Source organism: Onishia taeanensis, from assembly GCF_003268885.1.
Classification (GTDB): Bacteria; Pseudomonadota; Gammaproteobacteria; order Pseudomonadales; family Halomonadaceae; genus Onishia; species Onishia taeanensis_A.
Window position 1 is genome coordinate 19,093 of the sequence record NZ_QLSX01000003.1, and the last position, 24,811, is coordinate 43,903.

The following is a 24,811-nucleotide window of genomic DNA, read 5'->3' on the forward strand; positions in this document are numbered from 1 at the left end:
CTCTTGCTGCCAGTGAACCCCGGCCTTGTGGGCAAGGCCGGGCAGGCGGCCGTCAGTGCGGCACGCGGTTCTCGAGCCAGCGCAGGCCGACGATCAGGATGCCGCTCAGGCACAGATAGACGGCGACCAGGAACAGCAGCGGTTCGTAGGTCAGGTAGGTGGTCTGGCGCACCTGAGTAATCACCGCATAGAGATCCATCACCGTGATGGTAGCGACCAGCGGTGTGGACTTCAGCTGCAGGATGATCTCGCCAGTCAGCGTCGGCAGGGCGCGGTGCAGAGCACGCGGAAACCAGACCCGGGTGAAGACCTTGAGCCGTGACATGCCGAAGGCCTCGGCGGCTTCCAGCTCGCCGTGGGGCACGCCGGCAAAGGCGCCGCGCATGATCTCGCCCTGGTAGGCGGCGAACGATACGGTCAGGGCGATGAAGCCATAGGGCCAGGCCTGGCGCAGGTAGTCCCAGGCCCAGGAGTCACGGATCTCCGGGAACTGGCCGAACAGCGCGCCCAGGCCGAAGTAGAACAGCCACAGCTGCAGGAGCAGCGGGGTGCCGCGAATCACAGTGCAGAAACCGGTGGCCAGCCAGCGCAGCGGCCAGGCACCGCTGACCTGCGCAAGCCCTAGGGGCAGGGCGAACAGGAAACCCACGACCACGCTTGAAAACAGCATGATCAGGGTCATCTGCAGGCCTTCCCAGAGCTTGGGCAGGTAGCGGGGCAGCCAGCTCCAGTCCATCAGCTGAATCGCGGCCACTAGGCCTACTATGAACAGAGCCAGCAGGATGATGCGATGGGGCTCGATCAGGCCCGACAGCTTGGTTAGTGTGCTCGTTCGCGAGGGTCGGGTGAGCGACGCGAGAGAGTGGGATTCAGACACAGGCATTCCTTGAAGTCAGCGTGCGGAGACAAGACCACGCCGTGCGTAGCGCTCGAAGCGGCGCAGGGCGAGGTTCGACACCAGCGTCAGCGCCAGGTACAGCACGCCCGCGGCCAGGAAGAACATGATGTAGGACTGGGTGGCACCGGCGGCCTGGCGGGTAACCAGGGTCAGCTCACTGAAACCGATCACGGCCAGCAGCGCCGTATCCTTGGTGGCGATCATCCACAGGTTGGCCATGCCGGGCAGGGCATGCGGCGTCATGGCCGGCAGCGTGACCCGGCGCAGTACCTTGCCGGGCGGCATGCCGAAGGCGTGAGCCGCTTCTATCTGGCCGCGGGGAATGGCCAGAATGGCGCCGCGAATGACCTCGGTCGCATAACCGCCCTGCACCAGGCCGATGACCAGGATGCCGGCGGTCAGGCCGTCGATGTTGACGCTGCCGAAGCCCATGGCGGTCGAGGCCCGGCTCAGAAGGTCGGTGCCGACGTAGTAGAACAGCAGCATCAGTACCAGTTCGGGCACCGAGCGGATCACCATGGTGTAGATTTCCAGCAGGTCGCGGACGACCTTGTTGCCGTAGAGCTTGCCGGTGGCGCCGAAGATGCCGATCAGGATGCCCAGCAGATAGCCGCCTGCCGCCAGCTCGATCGAGCGCAGGAACCCGACCAGCAGCACCTTGCCCCAGCCGGGGGGCTCAAAGGCCAGCAGGCTTAAGTCGAAGACGGTCGTCATGGGTGGCGATTATCCTTGTGAGTGGCGGATGTCCAACGGATGTCCAAGTAAAGGCGGAAAGACGAAGGCCGCCCCAGGGGCGGCCTTCGCAGGCGGGCATTAGCTGCCGTAGATGTCGAAGTCGAAGTAGGGCTCGGTGATGTCCTCATAGGTACCATCGGCACGCATCGCGTCGATGGCCGCATTGACGCGCTCCTTGAGCTCGGTATCGCCCTGGCGCAGGCCCACCCCGATGCCCTCGCTCATCAGCTCAGCATCGCTTGCCACGGCACCGCGGTATTCACAGCACGACTGGCCGGTCTCGGAATGGATGAAGGTCTGAACGGCCAGGGTGTCGGCGACCACCCCGTCCAGGCGGCCGGCGACCAGGTCCTGAAGCTCTTCATTGAGGGTCTGATAGACCTTCAGATTGGCCGTGTCGGCGAAATGCTTACGCGCGTACTGTTCCTGGTTGGTGCCCGACTGAATGCCCAGATAAGCGCCTTCAACGCCCTCGGCAGTGGGCTGCACGTCGCTTGATTTGAGTGCCACGATGCCTGTGGGGCTGGCGTAATACTTGTTGGAGAAGGCGATCTGCTCGGCGCGCTCCGGGGTGATCGACATCGAGCCGATGATCATGTCGATCTTGCCGGTTTTGAGGGCCGGGATGATGCCTTCCCACGCGACCGGCTTCAGCTCGCATTCTGCGTCCAGGCGGCCACAGAGCTCATCGATGAAGTCGATTTCCCAGCCCGACCAGTCACCGGCGGCATCCGGCGAGTAGAAGGGGGGGTAGGGCTCGGCGGACAGGCCGATCTTGTAGGTGTCGGCCAGAACCGGTGCAGCGAAAAGGCTCAGGCCAATCAGGCCGGCGGTCGCGGTGAGTGTCTTGAACATGGGGATTACCTCTCTTGTTTTAGGCGTTCTTGGCAGACGGGTTACACCTGCCGTTTAGGGTGTTTACGCGTGTCGTTGATGACGGCGTCGTTGATAAAGCTATCGTTAATAAAACCGTATTGATGAAGCCGTGTTGATAAAGCTGTGTTGATAAAGAAACGCAGGCGGTCAGGCCACCGAACTGATGAACTGTTTCAAGTGCGGCGATCGGGGATCGCCAAAGATCTGATCGGGAGGGCCCTGCTCTTCGATGACGCCTTCTCGGAGGAACACCACGTGGCTTGCCACGTCTCGTGCGAAGGCCATCTCGTGGGTCACCAGCATCATGGTGCGCTGCTCGGCGGCCAGATCGCGGATCACGGATAGCACCTCGCCGACCAGCTCCGGGTCGAGCGCCGAGGTGGGTTCATCGAACAACATGGCCAGCGGATCGACCGCCAGCACCCGGGCAATGGCGGCGCGTTGCTGCTGCCCGCCGGACATGAAGCCCGGATACATCGACTGCTTGCTGCCAAGCCCGACTCGGTCGAGCAGCTTCTCGGCGCGGTGAATGGCCTCGTCGCGCTTCATGCCCAGTACGTGGATGGGCACCTCGATGACGTTTTCCAGCACCGTGCGGTGCGGCCAGAGGTTGAAGTTCTGAAAGACCATGCCGAGGTGGGCGCGGATGCGCTGGACCTGACGGCGGTCGGCGATTTCCATGTCGCCATGGCGAGAGGCTCGCATGCGATAGGTTTCGCCTTGAATTGCCACCTCGCCCGATGTCGGGCGTTCCAGCAGGTTGATGCATCTGAGCAGCGTCGATTTACCCGAGCCCGAGCCGCCAATGATGGCGACGATATCGCCCTGGCCGGCGGTCAGGGAAATGCCCTTCAGGACCTCTAGGGGGCCGAATCGCTTGCGCAGGTCGCGTATCTCTATTGCAGGTTCGTTTGCCATTGATTCTCTCATCTCTGGGGGCGCCCATCTGCCTCCTGGAGGGGGAAACGTCGTCATCTAGCAGGCGCTTGCAATTAGTTCCTTGTTATACGACAGTATAACTGTAAGCCAAGTACAGCGAGATTCAAAGCCTCAATATTAAACGAAAGGCTAGCCAGACGCTTTATGGTCGGCAGTTTCAAGGGCAGATCTGGTGTCAAAACCACCAGGTTTTTCAGCGGCTTGACTCATGTAGGGGCGCCCACTCGGAGCGGTCTTTATGAAGCGGTCTTTGTGAATTGAGCTTTATGAAGCCGAATCGCTGAGGCGGCCTATATGCAGCGAAGCGCCGAGAGGGATGCTTCTTACCGGAAACGATGGGGACTATGAGCAGGAAATCATTTCAGCGTTGGTCCATGGATGCGCGGCGACGCAGCTTGCTCGAAGCCACTCTGGACTGTGTCGCCGAGCACGGCATGAGCGGTGCCAGTGCCCGGCGGGTGGCCGAGCGTGCCGGCGTGACGGCGGGGTTAATTCGTCATTACTTCGGTTCCAAAGACGCGATGGTGAGTGCCGCCTACGGCTACCTGATCGGGCAACTGACCGGCGAAGCCGAGGAATCGGCAGAGAAGGCCGGCGAGGAGCCCGAGCAACGCCTGGCGCGCTTCATCGTCGCCAACGTGACGGCGCCCAACCTGTCGCCACGCAAGGTGGCGCTCTGGGCCACGTTCATCGGCCGCGTGCGCACCGATCCTGGCTATGCCGACATCCACCGTGAGAGCTATCGCGAATTCCTGATCCTGCTGGAAACGCTGATTCACCCGCTGCTGCTGGCGCTCAAACGTCCCGCGGACCCTGTCACCTGCCAGCACTACGCCATTGCCCTGAACGCGCTGATCGATGGCCTGTGGCTGGAAGGGGGGCTCGGGCACGGCCTTTATGACACGGCGCTGCTACCAAGGATTGCGCTGAGTGCGGCGGAGGGCATCCTCGCACTGCCGACCAATACCCTGATGCAGCATATTGCCGCCCCCTCAATGTCTTCTCAACACGCAACACGATAGGAAACGTCTCATGCGCTACGCATCGATTACCGATCGCCTGTATGACCTCGGTGGCGACAAATGGGCGGTACACAACGCCGCCAGAGCGCGCCAGGCCAAGGGCGAAGAACTCATCGAACTGAGCATCGGCGAGCCGGATATCACCACCGACCCGGCCCTGGTCGAGCACTGCATCGATGCCCTTCGGGCCGGGCGCACGCGCTATTCCAACGGGCGTGGCGAGCCGGGTCTGGTGGATGCGCTGATCGAGAGCTATGCGCCGCGCTTCCCCGGCATCGGCGAAGAGAACGTGCTGTGCTTCCCCGGCACCCAGACCGCGCTGTTCGCGGTGATCCTGGCACTGGCCGGTGAAGGCGATGGCGTGCTGAGCGGCGATCCGTACTACGCCACCTATGAAGGGGTGATTCGTGCGGCAGGGGCACACCTGCAGCCGGTGCCGCTGCGCATGGAGCACGACTTCATCATGCAGCCCGACGATCTGGCCGCCGCCATCACCCCGGAAAGCCGGGTGCTGATGCTCAATACGCCGCATAACCCGACAGGCGCGGTGCTGGATCGCGAGACGCTGGAGCAGTTGGGCAAGCTGTGCATCGAGCACGATCTGTGGATCCTCTGCGATGAGGTGTACGAGGCGCTGATCTTTGACGGCGACTTCGTCTCGCCGCTGGAAATCGAGGCGCTTCGCGAGCGTACCGTGGTGGTGTCCTCGATCTCCAAGAGCCATGCGGCCACCGGTTTCCGCAGTGGCTGGTCGATCGGCCCGGTGGAGTTTTCGCGCCGGCTGCTGCCGATCTCGGAAACCATGCTGTTCGGCAACCAGCCGTTCATCGCCGACATGACCGAGGCGGCCCTGCGCCAGCATTTCGACACCGCCGATCGCCTCTGTGAAGCCCTGGGTCGCCGCGCCAAGCTGCTGCACGAGGCCGTCGGCCAGGTACCTGCGCTGTCGTCGAGCCTGCCCCAGGGCGGCATGTTCCTGATGATCGATGTCTCCAAGACCGGTCTGGACGGCGAGGCCTTCGCCTGGCGCCTGCTCGAAGAACAAGGGGTGGCGGTGATGCCGGGTTCCTCCTTTGGCGATAGCGCCACGACCCTGATTCGGGTGGCGCTGACGGTACCGGACGAGGTGCTGATGCAAGCGGTCGACAGAATGGCGGCGCTTTGCCAGAGCTTGGAAGATAACAGCTCGGAAGCTGAGACCCACCAGACCGAGGCCGGCAGCCCGGCCTGATCACTGTCGGATTGGCCTTTCTACCCCGCCATGGCGTCTGCCATGGCGGGGTTTTTCGTTCCAGAACGGACGCTGGAAGCGGGGCGGGTGGCTCAGTCGCGCTCGGTAGCCGTGTCACCGGCCTGGCAGGCGGCGGCGGTGAACAGCACGTCGGTGGAGGAGTTCAGCGCCGTTTCGGTGGAATCCTGCACCACGCTGATCACAAAGCCAATTGCCACTACCTGCATGGCCACATCGGTGGAAATGCCGAACAGGTTGGCGGCCATGGGGATGATCAGCAGCGAGCCGCCGGCTACGCCGGAGACGCCGCAGGCGGCCAGCGCCGACACGATGCACAGCAGCAGGGCGGTGGCGAAGTCGACGCTGATGCCCAGGGTGTGTGCGGCGGCCAGCGTGATCACGGTGATGGTGATCGCCGCGCCGGACATGTTGATGGTGGCGCCCAGCGGGATCGAGATCGAGTAGGTGTCAGCGTGCAGCTTAAGGCGCTTGCACAGCTCCAGGTTGACCGGGATGTTGGCCGCCGAGCTGCGGGTGAAGAAGGCCGTGATGGCGCTGCCGCGCAGGCAGGCGAAGACCAGCGGATAGGGATTGCGGCGGGTCTTCAGAAACACGATCAGCGGGTTGGTCACCAGCGCCACGAACAGCATGCAGCCGACGATCACCAGCAGTAGCTGGCCGTAGTCGAGCAGTGCGCCGAGGCCCGCGGTGGCAAGCGTGCCGGCCACCAGGCCGAAGATGCCCAGCGGCGCCAGGCGGATCACCCAGCGAATGATCTGCGATACCGCATCGGCAAGGTCTGCGAGCAGGGCGCGGGTGGTGTCGCTTGCCTGGCGCAGGGTCAGGCCAAGACCGGCCGCCCAGACCAGGATGGCGATGAAGTTGGCATCCATCAGCGCGCTGACCGGGTTGTCGACGGCGCTCAACACTAGGTTCTTGAGGATTTCATCGACGCCACCGGGCGGGTTGCCGCTGGCCTGGGGGGCGTCCAGGGCCAGGGTGGTCGGGAAAGCGAAACTCGCCACCACGGCGACCAGCGCGGCCGCCAGCGTGCCGATCAGATAAAGCACCAGCACCCCGCGGATATGGGTCTGCTGGCCACGCTGATGGCTGGCGATGGCCGCGGTGACCAACACGAAGACCAGGATCGGTGCCACGGCCTTGAGGGCAGAGATGAAAACCTGCCCCAGCAGTGACGCCGATTGGGCGAGGTCGGGTGAGGTGGTAGCCAGCAGGATGCCGCAGACGATGCCGATGGCAATTTGAGCGATCAGCCCTATCCGCTGCAGGGGGCGGAAGAGGGTGTTAAGGGTTGCGATCATGACGCGTCTCTTGGGGGTTTCGGGATCGTGGGTTGCACGCAGAAGCCAGGAGTGCGCGGCGCGATTGAATCCACCTGCCAGCCGCGCCGGGCCAAACGGGCGCGGTATTCTACCATTCCCGTCGCCGCCGCGTCGGCGATCATCCCGGTGTCCCGCTAGAGAGCAACGTCTTCGTCGCCGTCATGCTTGCCTAGGTGCTTGACGATATATCGCTCGGTGACCAGCCGCCTTCACGGATCGCGGGATAGCCGGCAACGTCGAGGTTGTAGAGATAGAGCCAGGCCGGCCCGAAGGCGGTGTCGTGTACGGCGCGGTCGTAGGTGCCGGTTGTCGGCGCTTGGACGCGGTAGTCTTCCAGCCGGTCGAGGTCTGTCAGGCAGCGGCTATCGACCCGAAACACCTCGATGCAGACCCCGCGCGAGGGCTCGAGCCTGGCGCCAGGGTAGGGGCCCAGATCGTAGAGGGTCGCCGTGGTGAGGGTGTCTTCACCGACGAACTCGGCACCGTTCAGCCAGTGGTGGTTGCGCAGGCCGCGCTTCAGCGTGCCGTAGACGGCGACCAGCGGCGTGCGTTGGATGGCGATGGCGGGGGAGTGCATGGCTCACCTGCAGTTCACGAGTGTTTGGAAGCAATGTCTGAAAGACGGTGTGGCCTCTCAGCTAGATAGTTTCCCATCGAGGTGGCTCGCCAGCGAGACCACATGCTCGTCGTGATGGCCGAGACGCTCGAGCGCCGCCGCCAGGTTGAGCAGGTAGTCGCGGTTGGGGCCGCTCGCGCCTTGGGCCTGGGCAATCTGGCGGGCGATGGCGTCATGGGGCGCATCGCCGAGAAAGGCGGCGTTGTCTTCAGTGGCGAGATACACCAGGCCTTCCGCTGATTCGCTCATTCGGCTGTCGTCAGGGGCATCATCGAAGTGCAGTTCGGTGACCACGCGCAAGTAGCCGTTTTTCTCGCGCACATCGAGAGGGCCGAGGGTTTCCGGGGTGATGCGATAGGCCATGCCGTGGCAGATGGCGTCTGGATCGCGGACTAGGGTAGCCACGCGCCCAGGAGCCTCGGGCGTGCCCCGATGGTCGTGGGAGCCTTGCCAGAAGCGACGCACCCAGCCGCGGATATGTGCCGGGCGACGTTCCAGGTAGGGAAAGTCGGCTTTCCAGATCAGTGAGCCATAGCCGAACAGCCAGATTTCCTGGTGACCGTCGAAATGGGTCATCTGCTGATTGATGCGGGTGGTGTCGATCGTCATGGGCGTCCTGAGTAGCGTCACGCAGAGGTGTCGATTCTACCATTCGCCTGGAGGGTGGTTTAACGCAAGGTCATCGGTTGGCTCAACGCTGGGGGTGTCTTGACGTGCTGGACCCTCGAGCGCAGCGCTCCGCCATACGGAGGAAAATCTCTACCACACAAACGCAACAAGGCCCGCCGAAGCGGGCCTTGAATCTCAAACCTTACGGTTCGAGAGGCGTTCTAAACTCGACGGTTGGCCGGAGTTTAGATTGCCTTGATGTTTGACGCCTGCAGGCCTTTCTTGCCCTGGGTGACGTCAAAGGAAACTTCCTGGCCGTCCTGCAGAGACTTGAAGCCTTCTGCCTGGATCTCGGAGAAGTGTGCGAACAGGTCGTCGCCACCGTCTGCCGGAGAAATGAAGCCGAAACCTTTAGTGTCGTTGAACCACTTAACTGTGCCAGTTGCCATTTTCAATATCCTTACGCGCAAAGCGCTCTTACAGTTGCCGGGTGATACCCCGAGAAATAGTGGGTAAAACAAAGGAGATATACACCAGGGCTACCGAAGGACTTCGATTACAACTGACTATATTCAACTTGCTAACCAACTGAGATGCATCTTTCCACGTTGGGGCCGCCGGGTCAACATTAATTTACGATGATAGCCTGAGGACGCGTGCTGCAACCGGCACGCGTCCAGCCAGGGCGTGGCTTAGAGCGTATTTTTGTAGATCTTGCCGCCCTTCATGATCATCAGTAACTGCTGCTCAGGCTGTGTCAGCACTGAGATATCATCCAGCGGATTGTCACGAAGGACGATCAGATCGCCACGGGCGCCTGGAATCACTTCGCCGAAGTCCCCGCGATCGCCGTAGGCGTCGGCGGCGTTGCAGGTCGCGGCGCGGATCAGGTCATCCGCCGGCACCACCTCCTTGCGCAACAGGAACTCGTTGAGCTGGTGGCACTGCATGCGGCCCAGCAGGTCAGAGCCGTAGAGCATCTTCACACCGTGGCGCTGGGCCATTTCCAGTGCCTTGGCGCCGGCATCCAGCACGTCATAGACCTTCTGCTGAAGGTGCGGCGCCATGCCGGCCTCGACGCCTTCCTTGGCCAGGGCATCGTAGGTGGCAAGGGTCGGCGTCAGGTAGGCATCGTGCTCGAGAAACAGCCGGCAGCTTTCTTCGTCCATCAGGTTGCCGTGCTCGATCGTCTTCACACCGCGGGGAATCAACCGGTTGATGGCGCGGGCGGTATAGGCATGGGCCATAGTGTGGATGTTGGCAGCGGTGGCTTCCTCGACGATGGCATCGATCTCTTCCAGCGAGAACTGAGTGCTGTCGATACGATCGGTGGGGGAAGACACCCCGCCCGAGGCCATGATCTTGAGCTGGGTGGCCCCCTTGCGAATCTCGTCGCGAGCGGCGCGGCGGACCTCGCTGACGCCATCGCAGACACGCCCCAGCCCCGAGCAGCAGAAGCAGCCCTCGAAGGTCTGTTGGCCGGGGCCGCGCATGTCGCCGTGGCCGCCGGTCTGTGACAGTGCCCGGCCGGCATACAAAAGGCGCGGGCCGATCAGGCTGTCTTCCTCGACGGCGCTTGCCAGGCCATGGTCGGCACCCCCGGCATCACGCACGCTGGTAAAGCCGCGCATCAGCATGGCTTCCAGCAGCTCGCTGGACTTGGCGCCTACATAGAAGGGAGACAGCGTCTCGAGCAGCGCGAAATTCGGGGTGATGGCGGTGACGTGAACATGGGAGTCGACCAGGCCGGGCATCAGATAGCGGCCTTCAAGGTCGATGACCTGATCGTCTTCGCCATCGAGTGGGCCGGAACCGATCGCGACGATGCGGCCATCCTGAATGCGCACCTGCTGCTCAGACAGCACTTGGCCGTGGCGGGTATCGATGACGTTGGCATTGATAAAGCGGGTACGGGAGATGTGAGTAGTCGTCATTGTTTTTTCCTCGAACTGACGGGTCAGAACATTTTTTGTGGGAGATAGAGCGAGAGTGCCGGAATCATCACGATCAGCAGCAGGGCGATGATGTCCATGGCGATGAACCAACTGACACCGCGAAAGACTTCTTGAAGGGTGACGCTTTTGCCCAGCGCCCCTTTGATGACGTAGACGTTGAGACCGATGGGGGGCGTGACCAGGCCGACCTCGAGCAGCTTGACGACGATGATGCCGAACCACACCAGGTTCAGGTCGGCACCTTCGACCAGCGGCAGGATCAACGGCAGGGTCAGCAGCAGTAGCCCGATGGAGTCGATGAACATGCCCAGCACCAGATAGATCAGGGCAACGGCGAGGATGATCCACCAGCTCTCGGTGCTGACACTGAGGATCATTTCCGCGAACGCCGTTGGCACGCCGCTCAGGGCCAGAAAGCGGGTGAAGAACAGCGAGCCGATCAGGATGATGAAGATGCTGGCGGTGCTGACCGCGGTTTGAATCAGCGCCTGCCTGAGCGCATCTATCGTCAGGGTGCGCCGCGACAGGGCGATCAGGGCGGCGATGGAGGTGCCGACGGCACCTGCCTCGGTAGGCGAGAAAATGCCGCTGAAGATGCCGCCGAGTACGGCGCCGATCAGCAGCGGCAGTGGCCAGATTTCCTTGAACGCATCCCACTTCTCCTGCCAGCTCGATTGCACGTTGGCATGGCCGGCGAGGCTGGGCTTGAGGTGCGTGCGCACCATGATCATCGCGATATAGAGCAGCGCCGAGACGATGCCAGGCAGGAAGCCGGCCATGAACAGCTGGCCCACCGACACCTGTGCGTAAACGCCGTACAGCACCAGCAGCACGCTGGGCGGAATCAACGATCCCAGGGTGCCAGAGGCCGCCACGGTGCCGGTTGCCAGGCCCCGGTCATAGTTGTGCTTGAGCATTTCCGGCACGGCGATGCGCGACATGGCCGCCGAGGTGGCCACGCTCGAGCCCGAGGCCGCGGCAAAGAATCCCGAGGCCATGACGCTGGAAACCGCCAGCCCGCCTGGTAGGCGAGCCATGTACAGGCGCATGGCTTGAAACAGGCCCTGCGTCATGTTGGTGGTGGTGCACAGGTAGCCCATGAACAGGAACATGGGGGCAGCGGTCAGTTCCCAGGTACCGGCAAAGTCGAAGGGGGTCGCGGAAATCATGCCCCAGGCGATCGAGAAGTTGGTGATCTGACTGATGCCGACGATCGATACCAGGCCCAGCGTCACGCCGATAGGCACGCGTAAGGCGATCAGGGTCAGGGCGATGGCAATGCCTGCCACGCCGATCTCGAGATTGGTCATGCTGATGCTCCTAGAGGGCGTGACGCAGGCGGATGGCCTTGATCATGTTGGCAAGCGTTGCCAGACACATGGCGGCGAAACCGAGCGGTAACGCCCAGCGGCTAGGCCACAGGTAGAAGGTGAAGTTGGCCATTGCGGTTTCCAGTCTGCCGGTGGCGCGCATAGCATCCAGCAGGCTTTGGTAGCCAAGCAGGCCGAAATAGGCGAGCCCCAGTAGGCCGGCAAACAGGTAGATGACAAGCTGCATGCCAGCGGGAAACCGGCCGACCAGCACATCGACGCTGATATGCTCGCGCTGCAGTTCCACGTAGGCCAGGGGCAGGAAGACCACGCCGATCATGTAATAGAAGGACACCACTTCCAGCGTGCCGGTAAAGGAGGTGCCTATCAGGAAACGCAGAGTGACATCCAGGGTGACATGTAGCGCCATCAAGGCCAGAAACAGGGTCGATGCCACCAGCGTGGCCTTGCTCAGCCAGGTGCTGAAGATCTCGAGTCGGGTGCCCTCGGTCGTCATATGTGGTTCCTCCGCTTCGAAGCGACGCGTTCGCTGAAGCCCTGGTCGATCAGGGTCTGTTTCCAGAACGTCAGCATGTCGCGATATAGCGCCGGGTCGTCGCGCCAGATGCTCTGGGCGCCCATGCCGCGCATCATGCACAGGGTGGCGTTCAGGGCGACGCGTTTCTCGTGGGAGCTATGCCGGGTGCTGATCAGGAGCTGTTCCCAGATGGCCTCGAGCGAGGCATTGAAGCGGGCGGCCAGGGGCTCGAGGACCTCCTTGATCGAGGCGTCGGTTCGGGCTGCCGTGAGGTACTCCAATGTGACCATGTACAGGTTGCCCTTGAAGTGGTCGTGCAGGGTGTCGATCAGCGTGTCGAAGTCCAGCGTGCCCGCCTTGATGCCGTCAGCCATTTCTTTGACGCTCACGACCTCCTGGTTAAGCAGATCTTCGAGGGCGGCCTGCATCAGCGCTTCCTTGGAGGGGTAGTGGTGCATCAGTGCGCCCCTTGAAACGCCGGCTTGACGTGCCACGTCGACCGTCGAAGTGGCGCGGATACCCTTCTCAAGAATGCACTCCAGCGTGCCTTGCATGATCTTCGCTTGAGTGTGGCGCGAGCGTTCTTCCTGGGTCTGGCGTTGGCTCATCGCTGTGCCTCCTCGGTTGGCTAAGGGTCGCCAAAGGGGCCGCCGAGAGCGGCCCTGGGAGTTGGCGGTATCAGTAAATGCCATAGTCGTCGGGCAGGGTGTCGTAGATCTCGCGCATGGCCAGTTCTGCCAGGGCGTCTTCGTCATGACGGTCTACGTCGGCAAGCAGTTTGACCCACTTGGCATGGGTGGCCAGGAAGTCATCGATCAGGGCATGGGGGTCTTCGATGCCGTATTTGTCACGTGCCGTATCGTAGACGTCCGTCAGTGCCTTCTCACGAAACGCCTCGACGGAAGCCATCAAGTCCTCTTCCGGCTCATAGACGTTGTTGCCCTTGGCGATCGCTTCTTCGAGAGCCGCATCTGCGGTGTCCAGGTACTGAACGATCATGCGGGTCATCGCCTTGGCGGTGGCCTGCTTGAAGACATCGCGCTGATCATCGCTGAGGTCGGCCCAGAACGATGGGTTGAAGCCCCACTGCGGGCCTGACCAGTACATGCCGGTCGGCAACAGGGTGGTGTATTCGGCGACTTCCCACAGCGAGCGGTCGATCAGGTCATTGGCGGCGTTGGAGGCGCAGTCCAGCGAGCCGCGGTCCAGGCCGCTGTACATTTCGCTGGAGGGCACATTGACCGGTATGCCGCCTGCCTGCTCGACCCATGCCGAGACCGTGGAGCCGGCGGTGCGGATCCGCTTGCCGCGCAGTTCCTCGAGATTACGCACAGGTTCGCGGCAGAACAGCACATAGGGCGGGGTGTTGTACGCGCCGAGATAGACGATGCCGACGTCTTCCCATTCCTTGAGCTGGACCGCGTTATGGGTGCTGAAATCGGTCACGGCGAGAATGCCGATCAGCGGGTCGTCGAAGTTGAAGCCCAGCTCCTGGACGGCATTGGCGACCGGCAGTTCGGAGGGCGTGTATACAGCGGCGTGGTGGGCTACCTGCACCACATTGTCGCGGATCCCCTGCAGGTTGGCGCGCGGCGCCAGCAGCACGGTACCGGTGAAGACTTCCGGCTGAAGCTCGCCTCCGGACAGTTCTTTGACGGTCTCGGCCCATTCGATATAGCCGTACCGTGAGTGCGGGTGCTGCTGGTCGTAAAAGGAATTGGCGATGAATGACGTGGCGGCCATGGCTGAGGTCGCGAAGGCAGGAAGGGCAAGGGCGGCCACTCCCAAGGCAAGTCGGGTGGACTTGGAATGCATGATTCTCTCCAGTGCCGTGACGGTCGGCAGATTGTTGCTATTGTGATACCAGTCACCTGGGCAAGGCGCAGAGTGGCGCCTTGAAATTGAGCCTAGTTCGCACTCATGAAAAAAACAAGCAGGCCTGTTTGTTTTTATTAAAGTCGTTAACGGCTAGGCTAGAGCTAGCGCCTGAAGGCGTTTTCATCACCCTCAGGAGGGGCGAGCATGGAATCATCGGTCGAGTCAGCGGCGGCCAAACTGGATCGACCGGGCACCTGGCGTGGGGTGCGCAAGATGCTGCCCCTCGCCGCCTTTACCGTTGCCTTCGGGCTGGCGTTCGGCGTGGCGGCCGCTCAGAAGGGGCTGCATGGCTGGGAGGCCATGTTGATGAGCGCGCTGATGTTCTCGGGCCCCTCGCAATTTGCCGTGCTCGAGCTATGGGCCTTCCCGCTCCCCCTGCTGGCGCTGGCGCTGACGACCATGGCCATCCATACCCGCCATCTGTTGATGAGCGCGGCCCTGCACCCTTGGCTGCACAGCCTGCCCAAACGCCAGCAGTTTGCGGCGGTATTTTTCTTGACGGACTCCAGTTGGGCCATGGCGCTGGGTGAATATCAGCGCGGCGAGCGTAACGTGGGCCTGCTGTTGGGTGGCGGTATCGCCCTGTGGGTGGCCTGGGTGGTGGGCAGCGGTATCGGGTTGATGTTTGGCGGTCGTTTGGCCGAGCCGGAGCGTTATGGGCTCGACGTGATCATGCTGTGTTTCTTGCTGGTGATCGTCGTCGGTGGCGTTCCGCGGCGTGACATGCTGCTGCCTTGGGGAGCGGCGGCCCTGAGTGCCTTGCTCGCCTATTACTGGTTACCGCCCTACCTTCACGTGGTGGTGGGGGCCCTGGTGGGCGGCGGCGTTGCTGTGGTCTGCCCTGCCGCTTCGGCTCGCCGGGCGGCATCATGATGGGTCCCTTTGCAAGCGCGAGCGGTGCGGCCTCGCTGGTGGCGATCATCATGATGATCGGGATTGCGCTGGTGTCGCGCATCGGTGGGCTCTTGATCATGTCGCGGCTACCCATCGGCCCCAAGGTGCGGCGCTTCGTCGATGCCATGGCAACCTCGGTGCTGATTGCCGTGATCACTCCGATGATCGTCGACGGTGATGGCGGCACCCGGATAGCGGCGCTGGCCGCAGGCGCGGTGGCGATCTGGCTGCGAAGCCCGCTGATGGCGATCGCTATGGGAATGGTCAGCGCCGCCCTGTGGCGCTATGTGATAGCCACGGGGACGGGGTGATGAACGGTGCCGGGTGGTCCCGCCAGTCCGCATGCTGGCTCAGGCGCTGCGCGGCCCCAGCAGGATGATCCCCGCGCCGACGAGGCAAAGGGTCGCGCCGATCAGATCCCAGCGATCCGGGGCGCGCTGTTCGACCAGCCACAACCAGACGAGCGAGGTGGCGATATAGACCCCGCCATAGGCGGCATAGGCCCGCCCGGCGTAGTCGGCATCGGTGAGGCTTAACAGCCAGGCGAACAGCGCCAGGCTGGCCATACCCGGCAGCAGCCAGCCGAGCGGCTTGTCGAGGCGCCACCAGGACCAGAAGGCGAAGCAGCCGGCGATCTCGGCCAGGGCCGCGGCCACATAGAGCAGCGGGGTGGGCATGCAAGGGCTCCTGCGATGGTTGGGGTGATCATGGGGCAAACGCGCCGGATTCGCGAGATCACGAGATCAAGCGAGCGTGTCTGACGAGCACGCGAGATAAAGCCGCCAGCCTATCATTGCTGGCAGACGTTGGACGTGCTCTCTCGGGGCAGCGCCAGGGCCAGCAGGGCGCTTGCCAGTACGAGTCCCGCCGAGACCCACAGACAGGCGGCCAGGCCTTGAACTTGGTAGAGCCAGCCCGACAGCAGGGTGCCGATCAGGCGTCCCATGGCGTTGGCCATGTAGTAGAAGCCGACATCCATCGATACGCCCTCGGCGCGGGCATAGCGCACGATCAGGTAGCTGTGCCAGCTCGAGTTGACGGCGAATACCGCGCCGAAGGCCAACAGCCCCGCGATCAGCCAGCCGGCGCCCAGGCTGGGGCTCGAGCCGGTATCTGAGCCGGCGCCGAGCGGCAGGAGCGCGAGTATGGCGGGCAGCGCGGCCAGCGCCAGCGCCCAGCTGGCGGTGATGGCCGCCGGGCTTCCGTGGAAAATGCGAGTCAGGCGCGGCGCCTGGGTCTGCACACCGCCGTAGCCGATGACCCACACGGCCATCAGGGTCCCCACGCTCCAGAAGGTCCAGCCGTAAACGTCATACAGAAACACCGGCAGGGCGACCACGAACCAGACATCCCTTGAAGCGAACAGCATCAGTCGCGCCGCCGCGAGCACGTTGACCGCCCGTGAGGTCGATAACACCTCGCGGAATCTGGGTTTGGACTTCTGGCGCCCGAGGTCTGCCCGCAGCCGCCACAGCGATAGCGCCAGCACCCCTACCAGCAGGACCCACAGCGCGAGGATCGCGCCGCGAAAGCCGACCAGCGTCAGCAGCAGGCCGCCGAGGAAGAAGCCGGCGCCCTTCAGGGCGTTCTTGGAGCCGGTGAGCAGCGCCACCCAGCGATACAGCGTGCCCTGAGTGTTCACGTCCGTGCCGGCCGCAACCGTGCCGGCGCCGTCCTTGGGCAGCAGCACCTTGACCGCGCTCTTGGCGCTCATCTTATTGAGATCCTTGGCGATCCCCGAGAGCGCCTGGGCGGCCATCACCCAGGCCACGCTGAGCACCGTGCTGGGCACCAGCAGCATGCCGAGTGCCAGAAGCTGCAGGCCAAGCCCCAGGTTCATGGTGCGGTTGAGCCCCAGGCGCGCCCCCAACCAGCCGCCGACCAGATTGGTGACCACGCCGAAGGCCTCGTAGAACAAGAACAGCAGCGCGACCTCCAGCGGCGAATAGCCCAGCCGGTGGAAGTGCAGCACCACCAGCATGCGCAGGGCGCCATCGGTCAGGGTGAACGCCCAGTAGTTGCCGGTGACCAGCAGGTACTGGCGTACCTCGAACGGCAAGGCGCGCAGGCGTGCGGCAAGCGTCATGGTGCCTCCTCAGGCTCGGCCGACTTTAAGGGCCAGCTCGACGGTGCGGTTGGCGTAGCCCCATTCGTTGTCGTACCAGGCGTAGAGCTTCAGCTGGGTGTTATTGATCACCAGCGTCGAGGGCGCATCGACGATCGCGCTGCGCGGATCGGTGCGGTAGTCGATGGAGACCAGCGGGCGCTCCTCATAGCCCAGTATGTCGGCGAGTTCGCCCTCGGCGGCGGCTTTCAGGGCGGCGTTGACCTCCTCGCTGCTGGTCTCGCGCTCGAGCTCGAAGACCATGTCGGTGAGCGAGGCGTTGGCCAGCGGCACGCGCACGGCGTGGCCGTTGAGCTTGCCCGTAAGCTCGGGAAAGATCGCGGTGATCGCCTTGGCCGATCCGGTGGTGGTGGGAATCAGGCTCATGCTCGAGGCCCGGGAACGGCGCAGGTCGGGTTTCGTTGGCGAACTCGGGGTATCGAGGATCACCTGAGTGTTGGTGATGTCGTGCACCGTGGTCATCGAACCGTGGCGGATGCCGAAGGTCTCGTGGATCACCTTGACCACCGGCGCCAGGCAATTGGTAGTGCAGCTCGCTGCGGTGACGATCCGGTGCTTGGCCGGCTCGAAGGCCTGATCGTTGACGCCCATCACCACATTGAGCACGCCGTCTTCCTTGACCGGGGCGGTGACCACCACCCGGCCCACGCCTTGGGCGAGGTAGGCGTCGAGCTGGTCGCGGGTCTTCATCACCCCGGAGGCCTCGATCACCACGTCACAGCCGGACCAGTCGCTGTCGTCGATGGTGGTATGGCGGGAGAAGGGCAGGCGCACGCCGTCGATGATGATGGCATCGTCTTCTGCTTGAAGGCCGGCCCCCGGCGACCAGCGGCCGTGCACCGAGTCGAATTCGAGCAAGTGGGCGAAGGTGGCCGCATCGCCGCCCGGATCGTTGACGGCGACGAGCTCGAGGGCCTGGGCGTCGCGCTCGGCCCAGAGGCGGCGCAACGCCAGGCGACCGATGCGGCCGAGGCCGTTGATGCCGATGCGAAGGGTCATGGAGGGCTCCTGGTAAAGATCGTCCGAGGGGGAAGAAGGATGAGCTGAGGCCGAGGGCGCTCAGCAACAACTCGCCTGGCGCACTGGGCGGTTGCCCATGGCGGCCAGGCGTGCGAGCGGCGCCTCGAGCCCTGTCGCGGCGCCGCGGGCCGCGGCGTCCAGCACCTCGAGGGCCCAGGCCGGCAGCTCGGGCATCAGCCGGTAGTAAACCCACTGCCCCTGGCGTCGATCCTTGACCAGTCCGCAGTCGCGTAACTGCGCCAAGTGGCGCGAGACCTTTGGCTGTGAGGCCTCCAGGGCATGGGTCATCTCGCAGACGCACAGCTCGCCTTCGGTGTGGATCAGCAGCATCAGGGCGAGCCGCGTCTCGTCGCCGAGGCACTTGAACAGTGAGAGGGAGGTCAGTGAGGTCATGGCGTTCCCGGTAGGGTGTCGTTTCCGTCAGCGCGCCTGAACGTGGAGCCACAGTTCCAGGCGGCGACGGATCTCTTGAAGAGTTTGTGGATAGGCGTTGGCCCGGGGGTTGAGCCGCGGGTCGAGGATATCCCAGAACAGGATCTCGTCGGCCTCGCCGTTCCAGTCGCGGCAGCGTTGTTGCGCCTTCTCGCAGAGGATGATGGCGCTGTCGAAATGCTGACCAGCGTAGGCCTCTAGGGATTGGCTGGCCAGGCCTGAGGTGTCGATGCCCTGAGCGTTGAGCGCCGCCAGGGCGGCCTGATGCGGCTGGTCGGGCTCGACGCCAGCACTGAAGGCGTCGAAGCGATCCCCCGCCATGTGGCGGAGCAGGGCCTCGGCCATGATGGAGCGGGCGGAGTTGGCGTTGCACAGGAACAGGACGCGTGGCTTGGTCATGCTGGCTTACCTCGAGGGCTCAATATATATGAAATACCATATATACCAACCCGGGATGACGATTCGATGACTGGGGGTGGAAAGGCGTCGGTGCGATGCCATGCCGCTACCGGGTAAATATACATATTTCCATATATACGTGCTAGCATATGTCTTGCCGGGGAGCCGGTCCTCTATTGTGACCGCCTCTTCTTCTGAACCGACATCGGGAGTGATGCACGCATGGGAGTCTTCGAACGCTATCTTTCCCTCTGGGTCGCGTTGGGCATCCTGGCCGGGGTGGGACTCGGCAACCTCGCCCCGGAAGCCTTCCGGGCGCTGGCCGCGCTGGAGTGGGCGCATGTCAACCTGGTCGTGGCGGTGCTGATCTGGATCATGATCTACCCGATGATGATTCAGGTCGACATGGCGGCGATTCGCGACCTCCGCCAGCGCCCGCGGGGCCTGCTGCTGACCCTGGGTGTCAACTGGCTGATCAAGCCCTTCACCATGGCCGGCCTGGGGGTGCTGTTCTTCCACCACCTGTTCGCCCCCTTCGTCGACCCTGCCTCGGCCAATGAATACATCGCCGGGATGATCCTGCTGGGGGTCGCCCCCTGCACGGCGATGGTCTTCATCTGGAGTCAGCTCACTGAGGGCGATCCCAACTACACCCTGGTGCAGGTGTCGGTGAACGACCTGATCATGATCTTCGCCTACGCCCCCCTCGCCGCGCTGTTGCTCGGCATGACTGACATCACTGTGCCTTGGCCGACGCTGCTGCTGTCGGTTCTGATGTACATCGTGTTGCCGTTGCTGGTCGGTGTGCTGACACGGCGCTTGCTGCTGGCGCAGGGAGGCGAGCCGCGCCTCGTGGCCTTCGTGCGGCGCCTCAAGCCCGGTGTGGTGCTGGGGCTGGTGGGCACGGTGATCCTGCTGTTCGGCTTCCAGGCCGAGACGCTGCTCGCCCGCCCTATGGTGATCGGGTTGATCGCCGTGCCGTTGTTGATCCAGACCTATGGCATCTTCGCCTTCGCCTATGCCGCGGCTCACTGGCTGCGCTTGCCCCACGCCATCGCCGCTCCGGCCTGCATGATCGGTACCTCAAACTTCTTCGAACTGGCTGTGGCCGTGGCGGTCTCGCTGTTCGGCCTGCATTCCGGGGCGGCCCTGGCCACCGTGGTTGGTGTGCTGGTCGAGGTGCCGGTGATGTTGTCGCTGGTCTGGTTCGCCAATCGCACCCGCCACTGGTTCATCTGACGGCTTTACGCCGACGACTCTCAATGTCAACGCCACTATCACACCGAGGCATGGCTATGCACGATTTGCCCAACGTCCATGACGCCCTATTTGCGGCGCCCACGACGGCAAGCGTCTTCGACGCCGCCCCTGGCACACAAAAGCCGCGCATCCTGCTGCTGCATGGCTCGCTGCGTGAGCCTTCCTGCTGTCGCGGCGCGTCAATCAGCGCGACCACTGAGCGATGCGGCGGATTCGCCGCGCCAATGGCCGGGGGCGTCTCCCCCCGGGCTCTTGCTAGACCAGCTTGCTTGTGCGCTTCGTCGCCTCGGCGGCCGGCGGGTGAAAGGTCTCGGCGCTGGCCTCCGCCCAGTAATGCGCGAACACCTCATGCTCGGGCGGGCCGTTGAGCAGCGCCCCCGGTGGCAGGTAGTTGAACAGCTGATCGAAGGCGCGGATCTCGTGGTCGGAGACCCGGCGCAGGATGTGCTCGGGGCCGAGCTCGTCGGGCGAGGTCAGGCCGGCGGCGGCCAGCATCTCGGCCATGGCCTTCATGGTGTTGTCGTGGAAGTGATGGACCCGGGCGCTCTTGTCGGCCACGTCCAGGTGGGCACTGCGCCGCGGGTCCTGGGTGGCCACGCCGCTGGGGCAGCGATCGGTGTGGCAGGCCCGGGCCTGGATGCAGCCCAGCGCGAACATGTAGCCACGGGCGGCGTTGCACCAGTCGGCGCCCAGGGCGATGGTGCGCGCGATGTCGAAGGCCGAGATCAGCTTGCCGGCGGCGCCGATCTTGATCGATTCACGCAGGTTGGCGCCGACCAGGGTGTTGTGCACCAACAGCAGCGCCTCGGTGAGCGGCATGCCCATCCGGTTGATGAATTCCAGCGGTGCCGCCCCGGTGCCGCCCTCGCCGCCGTCGACGACGACGAAGTCCGGGTGCTCGCCGGTGGCGAGCATCGCCTTGACCAGGCCGAACCATTCCCAGGGATGGCCGATGGCGAGCTTGATGCCGACCGGCTTGCCACCGGAAAGTTCGCGCAGGCGCATGATGAAGGCGATCAGCTCCCGGGGCGTGGTAAAAGCGGAATGGGAGGAGGGTGAAACCACGTCCTCGCCTTCTGGCACGCCCCGGGTCGAGGCGATCTCGGCGGTAACCTTGGCGCCGGGCAGAATGCCGCCGTGGCCGGGCTTGGCGCCCTGGCTGAGCTTGATCTCGATCATCTTCACCTCGGGCCGGCATGCACCCTCGATGAAGCGCTCCTCGCTGAAGTGCCCATCCAGGGTGCGACAGCCGAAATAGCCCGAGCCGATTTCCCATACCAGGTCGCCACCCTGAAGATGGTAGGGCGAAATCGCGCCCTCGCCGGTGTCGTGGTAGAAGCCGCCCTGAGCGGCGCCCCGGTTCAGGGACTCGATCGCGTTGCCGGAAAGCGAGCCGAAGCTCATCGCCGAGATATTGAACACGCTGGCGGAATAGGGCTTGGCGCGACCGGCGCCGATCGTCACCCGAAAGTCGTGGCCGTTGACCGGTGCGGGGGCCAGCGACGGGTTGACCCACTCATAGCCCGGCGCATACATGTCGAGCAGCGAGCCGAAGGGTTTCTTGTCCATGCTGTTCTTGGCGCGCTGATAGACTGCTTCGCGCTGCTCCCGGGAGAAGGGGCGCGGCTCGGTATCCGCTTGGATGAAGTACTGGCGAATCTCCGGTCCGATCGCCTCGAGGCCATAGCGCAAGTGGGCAAGGATCGGGTAGTTGCGGCTCACCGTGCGCCGGCGTTGGCGCAGATCAAAGGTGCCTAGCGCCGCCAGGGCGGCGAAGCAAAGCGCCGCCAGGCCCCAAACCGGACTGAGGGCCATCAACCCGAGGCTCGTGATCAGACCGATGAAGCTGGCGCCGTAGGCGGCGTAGCGGGATAAGCTGCGCCATTCGGTCAGGCGAGCGGGGAGTGAGGGCATGCGATGAGCTCCTGGGCGGTGTGCGTGGGTGATGTTCGTGGCAATGTTAGTGAGCGATGGTAGTTGGGCGATAGATGGTAGTTGGGCTATGTTAGTGGGCGCCGTTCGGCGGGAGAAAACTCAAGGTATTGCACGCGGCGACCTGGGCGCTGTCAATGCTGTGGCCCTCGAGGGCGGCGCCGTCGATGCCGCGGCCGACTAGCGGGCCCAGATGTCGACCAGCGCGTCGCGCACGGCGGCGATGACCGGCTCGTCGCGTCGCTCCTTGAGCCAGGCGAAGCTCAGTGCACAGGGCAGGCGAACTCCATCGGCGATCACCAGGCCGCGTTCCTGGCGCTCCTGCAGGGCCAGGGTGTCCCGCGCCAGGGCCAGGCCGACGCCAGCTCGCACCAGGTCGAGCATGCAGGCCTCCTGGTCGACCTGGGCGACTCGCCGTGGCGTCAGCCCTAGCGGTGCGAGCCGTTCGCTCAGCAGCCGGTGGTGAGCCGAGGCCGTGGGGGTGACGATCCAGGGCAGGGCGGCGAGGCTCGGCCAGTCGGTCCGGGTTAGTCGCGATGACCAGCCGGCCGGTGCGATGACGTGATAGTCGAAGTGGGTCAGCTCGAGAAGCTCAACGGCCGGCGCGCCGTCTTCAATCGGTGGCGGCTGGCCGGGTGGGCCGAGGAAGAAGCCGACGTCTAGCTCGCGGCGCAGCAGGCGCTCTAGAGTGCTGCCGCTCATGCCGTGATGCAGTTCGGTATCCACCTGCGGGGCACGCTGCATCAACTGATGCATCAAGGCGCCCAGACGAATGAACTCCGGGTCGACGATGGTGCCGATGCGCAGACGCCCGCGCAGGGTGTCATGCATCGATTGGGCGCTGAGGTCGAAGGCCTGAAGTGACGCCAGTGCGGCCTCGGCGGCCGGCAGCAGAGCATGGCCATCGGCGCTGAGGGCCAGGCCCTGGGCTTGGCGGTGAAAGAGGTTGAGCCCCAACGCCTCCTGCAGCTGTTTGATCTTGAGACTGACGGCCGGCTGGGTGAGGTGCAGCGCCTCGGCGGCCCGTGACACGCTGCCCTGGTGGGCCACGGCCACGAAGGCACGCAGCGCCTTTATGTCGCGCATCGGGTCGTTCTCCTTAGACCTTAGTCCTGGGTCTTGAGCCCCTCATCGGGTAGGTCCAGGAATATAAGAAAATATTATATCCCCCTTTTGCCTTTCTCAATTGATTCCCCGCTCCGGTGCGCTAGGTTTGAGGCTCTGGGTCGGGACTTCTCGGCCAATATGGACACTGCAGTGCAACAAAACAAGAGGCCGACATGAGCACCGAGCGCATCGAACATTATATCAATGGCCATATCAGCAGCGGCGACTCCTCCCGGCACCAGGACGTCACCAATCCCGCCACCGGGCAGGTGACGGGGCGCGTGGTGCTGGCCCAGCGCAGCGACGTCGATAGCGCCGTGGATGCGGCCAGCAAGGCCTTCCCGGCCTGGGCCGATACGCCGCCGATTCGCCGCGCCCGGGTGCTGTTCCGCTTCCTCGAATTGCTCAACGCCCACAAGGATGATCTGGCGCGTGCCATTACCCTGGAGCACGGCAAGGTGTTCGACGATGCCCAGGGCGAAGTGGCCCGCGGCATCGATATCGTCGAATTTGCCTGCGGGGTGCCGCAGCTGCTCAAGGGCGATTTCACCGAGCAGGTCAGCACCGGCATCGATAACTGGACCGTGCGTCAGCCGCTGGGGGTGGTCGCCGGCATCACGCCGTTCAACTTCCCGGTGATGGTGCCGATGTGGATGTTCCCGCTGGCCATCGCCACCGGCAACACCTTCATCCTGAAGCCAAGCCCCACCGACCCCAGCGCTTCGCTGATGATCGCCGACCTGCTCGAGCAGGCCGGGCTGCCCGATGGTGTCTTCAACGTGGTGCAGGGCGACAAGGAAGCGGTCGATGCCCTGCTTGAGCATCCGGACGTTAAGGCCCTGAGCTTCGTCGGCTCGACCCCGATCGCCAACTATATCTATGAAACCGGTGCGCACTTCGGCAAGCGGGTCCAGGCGCTGGGCGGGGCCAAGAACCACATGGTGGTGATGCCCGACGCCAATCTGGACAAGGCAGTGGATGCGCTGATCGGCGCGGCCTACGGCTCGGCCGGCGAGCGCTGCATGGCGATCAGCGTGGCGGTGCTGGTCGGCGACGTGGGCGATGAGCTGGTGCCGCGACTGGCCGAGCGCGCCCGAACGCTGCAGGTCAGCAACGGTCTCGACGGCAAGGCCGAGATGGGGCCCATCGTCAGCGCCGCGGCTCACCAGCGCATCATCGGCTATATCGAACAGGGGGTGAGCGAAGGTGCCAAGTTGGTGGTGGACGGCCGCGACTTCGACAGCAGCACCACCGGCGAGGGCTGTGCCGACGGTTTCTGGATGGGCGGCACGCTGTTCGATCACGTCAGCCCGGAAATGACCATTTATCGCGAAGAGATCTTCGGCCCGGTGCTGGTCTGCGTGCGGGTGCCGGACGTGGCCACGGCGATCCAGCTGATCAACGATCACGAGTTCGGCAACGGCGTCAGCTGCTTCACCGAGAGCGGCAGCGTGGCCCGCGAATTTGGCCGCCGCATCCAGGTCGGCATGGTCGGCATCAACGTGCCGATTCCGGTGCCGATGGCCTGGCACGGTTTCGGTGGCTGGAAGCGCTCGCTGTTCGGCGATACCCATGCCTACGGCGAGGAAGGCGTGCGCTTCTATACCAAGCAGAAGTCGATCATGCAGCGCTGGTCGGATTCCATCGCCGGCGGCGCCGAGTTCGTGATGCCTACCGCGAAGTGAGGTCGCT

The 24,811-nt window shown here is 63.9% G+C and carries 26 protein-coding genes; 6 read left to right on the forward strand and 20 right to left on the reverse strand.

Features of this window, described 5'->3' with window-relative positions; genetic code table 11:
- Positions 1-52: 52 nt before the first annotated feature.
- The 4 genes from BCL93_RS04940 to BCL93_RS04955 all read right to left on the reverse strand — a co-directional run bounded on the left by BCL93_RS04940 (position 53) and on the right by BCL93_RS04955 (position 3,427).
- Positions 53-883: an ABC transporter permease gene (locus tag BCL93_RS04940; protein ID WP_112054008.1), complete on the reverse strand. Its 831-nt coding sequence runs from the start codon at positions 881-883 to the stop codon at positions 53-55.
- 9 nt (positions 884-892) lie between these two features.
- Entirely contained in the window at positions 893-1,612 is a 720-nt protein-coding gene (locus BCL93_RS04945; protein ID WP_112054009.1) for an ABC transporter permease, read from the reverse strand.
- Positions 1,613-1,711: 99 nt separating this feature from the next.
- Positions 1,712-2,488, reverse strand: coding sequence for a transporter substrate-binding domain-containing protein (locus tag BCL93_RS04950; RefSeq protein ID WP_112054010.1), 777 nt, complete (start codon positions 2,486-2,488; stop codon positions 1,712-1,714).
- Positions 2,489-2,656: 168 nt separating this feature from the next.
- A complete protein-coding gene (locus BCL93_RS04955; RefSeq protein WP_112054011.1) occupies positions 2,657-3,427 on the reverse strand; it encodes an ABC transporter ATP-binding protein in 771 nt (256 codons plus the stop codon).
- Positions 3,428-3,792: 365 nt separating this feature from the next.
- On the opposite strand from BCL93_RS04955, the gene BCL93_RS04960 reads away from it, so the two are divergent.
- On the forward strand, positions 3,793-4,470 hold the full coding sequence (locus BCL93_RS04960) for a TetR family transcriptional regulator C-terminal domain-containing protein (protein WP_258395988.1): 678 nt from the start codon (positions 3,793-3,795) through the stop codon (positions 4,468-4,470).
- A 10-nt stretch (positions 4,471-4,480) separates the two neighbouring features.
- The gene (locus tag BCL93_RS04965) at positions 4,481-5,701 is read left to right on the forward strand and encodes a pyridoxal phosphate-dependent aminotransferase (protein ID WP_112054013.1); all 1,221 of its coding nucleotides are present in this window, start codon (positions 4,481-4,483) and stop codon (positions 5,699-5,701) included.
- Positions 5,702-5,793: 92 nt separating this feature from the next.
- Here BCL93_RS04965 and sstT read toward each other — a convergent pair whose 3' ends face one another.
- The 9 genes from sstT to BCL93_RS05010 all read right to left on the reverse strand — a co-directional run bounded on the left by sstT (position 5,794) and on the right by BCL93_RS05010 (position 13,887).
- On the reverse strand, positions 5,794-7,023 hold the full coding sequence (gene sstT, locus BCL93_RS04970; RefSeq protein ID WP_112054014.1) for a serine/threonine transporter SstT: 1,230 nt from the start codon (positions 7,021-7,023) through the stop codon (positions 5,794-5,796).
- A gap of 190 nt (positions 7,024-7,213) precedes the next feature.
- Entirely contained in the window at positions 7,214-7,621 is a 408-nt protein-coding gene (locus tag BCL93_RS04975) for a gamma-glutamylcyclotransferase family protein (RefSeq protein ID WP_112054015.1), read from the reverse strand.
- 57 nt (positions 7,622-7,678) lie between these two features.
- Positions 7,679-8,269, reverse strand: coding sequence for a gamma-glutamylcyclotransferase (locus BCL93_RS04980; protein WP_112054016.1), 591 nt, complete (start codon positions 8,267-8,269; stop codon positions 7,679-7,681).
- Between the two features lie 245 nt (positions 8,270-8,514).
- A complete protein-coding gene (locus BCL93_RS04985; protein WP_092527654.1) occupies positions 8,515-8,718 on the reverse strand; it encodes a cold-shock protein in 204 nt (67 codons plus the stop codon).
- Between the two features lie 243 nt (positions 8,719-8,961).
- Positions 8,962-10,203, reverse strand: a complete 1,242-nt coding sequence (locus tag BCL93_RS04990; protein WP_258395989.1) for a metal-dependent hydrolase family protein — start codon at positions 10,201-10,203, stop codon at positions 8,962-8,964.
- A gap of 23 nt (positions 10,204-10,226) precedes the next feature.
- Positions 10,227-11,534, reverse strand: a complete 1,308-nt coding sequence (locus BCL93_RS04995) for a TRAP transporter large permease (protein WP_112054017.1) — start codon at positions 11,532-11,534, stop codon at positions 10,227-10,229.
- 10 nt (positions 11,535-11,544) lie between these two features.
- Complete coding sequence (locus tag BCL93_RS05000) at positions 11,545-12,051, reverse strand: TRAP transporter small permease (protein ID WP_112054018.1); 507 nt, start codon at positions 12,049-12,051, stop codon at positions 11,545-11,547.
- Positions 12,048-12,680, reverse strand: coding sequence for a TetR/AcrR family transcriptional regulator (locus tag BCL93_RS05005; protein ID WP_112054019.1), 633 nt, complete (start codon positions 12,678-12,680; stop codon positions 12,048-12,050). Before BCL93_RS05005 ends, BCL93_RS05000 begins: the two co-directional genes overlap by 4 nt.
- Before the next feature lie 70 nt (positions 12,681-12,750).
- Entirely contained in the window at positions 12,751-13,887 is a 1,137-nt protein-coding gene (locus BCL93_RS05010; protein WP_112054020.1) for a C4-dicarboxylate TRAP transporter substrate-binding protein, read from the reverse strand.
- Between the two features lie 207 nt (positions 13,888-14,094).
- On the opposite strand from BCL93_RS05010, the gene BCL93_RS05015 reads away from it, so the two are divergent.
- On the forward strand, positions 14,095-14,823 hold the full coding sequence (locus tag BCL93_RS05015) for an AzlC family ABC transporter permease (protein ID WP_112054021.1): 729 nt from the start codon (positions 14,095-14,097) through the stop codon (positions 14,821-14,823).
- On the forward strand, positions 14,820-15,155 hold the full coding sequence (locus tag BCL93_RS05020) for an AzlD family protein (RefSeq protein ID WP_258395990.1): 336 nt from the start codon (positions 14,820-14,822) through the stop codon (positions 15,153-15,155). Before BCL93_RS05015 ends, BCL93_RS05020 begins: the two co-directional genes overlap by 4 nt.
- Before the next feature lie 39 nt (positions 15,156-15,194).
- Here BCL93_RS05020 and BCL93_RS05025 read toward each other — a convergent pair whose 3' ends face one another.
- The 5 genes from BCL93_RS05025 to BCL93_RS05045 form a co-directional block, all read right to left on the reverse strand.
- On the reverse strand, positions 15,195-15,521 hold the full coding sequence (locus tag BCL93_RS05025; protein ID WP_112054022.1) for a YnfA family protein: 327 nt from the start codon (positions 15,519-15,521) through the stop codon (positions 15,195-15,197).
- Positions 15,522-15,634: 113 nt separating this feature from the next.
- Positions 15,635-16,930: an organoarsenical effux MFS transporter ArsJ gene (gene arsJ / locus BCL93_RS05030; protein WP_112054023.1), complete on the reverse strand. Its 1,296-nt coding sequence runs from the start codon at positions 16,928-16,930 to the stop codon at positions 15,635-15,637.
- Positions 16,931-16,939: 9 nt separating this feature from the next.
- Positions 16,940-17,968 (reverse strand): ArsJ-associated glyceraldehyde-3-phosphate dehydrogenase, encoded by a 1,029-nt coding sequence (locus BCL93_RS05035; RefSeq protein WP_112054024.1) that lies wholly within the window; start codon positions 17,966-17,968, stop codon positions 16,940-16,942.
- A gap of 60 nt (positions 17,969-18,028) precedes the next feature.
- Positions 18,029-18,382 (reverse strand): metalloregulator ArsR/SmtB family transcription factor, encoded by a 354-nt coding sequence (locus tag BCL93_RS05040; protein WP_112054025.1) that lies wholly within the window; start codon positions 18,380-18,382, stop codon positions 18,029-18,031.
- 27 nt (positions 18,383-18,409) lie between these two features.
- Positions 18,410-18,820: an arsenate reductase ArsC gene (locus tag BCL93_RS05045; RefSeq protein WP_112054026.1), complete on the reverse strand. Its 411-nt coding sequence runs from the start codon at positions 18,818-18,820 to the stop codon at positions 18,410-18,412.
- 222 nt (positions 18,821-19,042) lie between these two features.
- On the opposite strand from BCL93_RS05045, the gene arsB reads away from it, so the two are divergent.
- Positions 19,043-20,059, forward strand: a complete 1,017-nt coding sequence (gene arsB / locus BCL93_RS05050) for an ACR3 family arsenite efflux transporter (protein WP_112054027.1) — start codon at positions 19,043-19,045, stop codon at positions 20,057-20,059.
- Between the two features lie 276 nt (positions 20,060-20,335).
- On the opposite strand, the gene BCL93_RS05055 is transcribed toward arsB, so the two are convergent.
- A complete protein-coding gene (locus BCL93_RS05055) occupies positions 20,336-21,994 on the reverse strand; it encodes an FMN-binding glutamate synthase family protein (RefSeq protein ID WP_112054028.1) in 1,659 nt (552 codons plus the stop codon).
- Positions 21,995-22,192: 198 nt separating this feature from the next.
- Entirely contained in the window at positions 22,193-23,098 is a 906-nt protein-coding gene (locus BCL93_RS05060; RefSeq protein WP_112054029.1) for a LysR family transcriptional regulator, read from the reverse strand.
- Between the two features lie 194 nt (positions 23,099-23,292).
- Between BCL93_RS05060 and BCL93_RS05065 the strand changes: the two genes are divergently transcribed.
- Positions 23,293-24,804, forward strand: a complete 1,512-nt coding sequence (locus tag BCL93_RS05065) for a CoA-acylating methylmalonate-semialdehyde dehydrogenase (protein WP_112054030.1) — start codon at positions 23,293-23,295, stop codon at positions 24,802-24,804.
- The last annotated feature ends 7 nt before the right edge of the window (positions 24,805-24,811 follow it).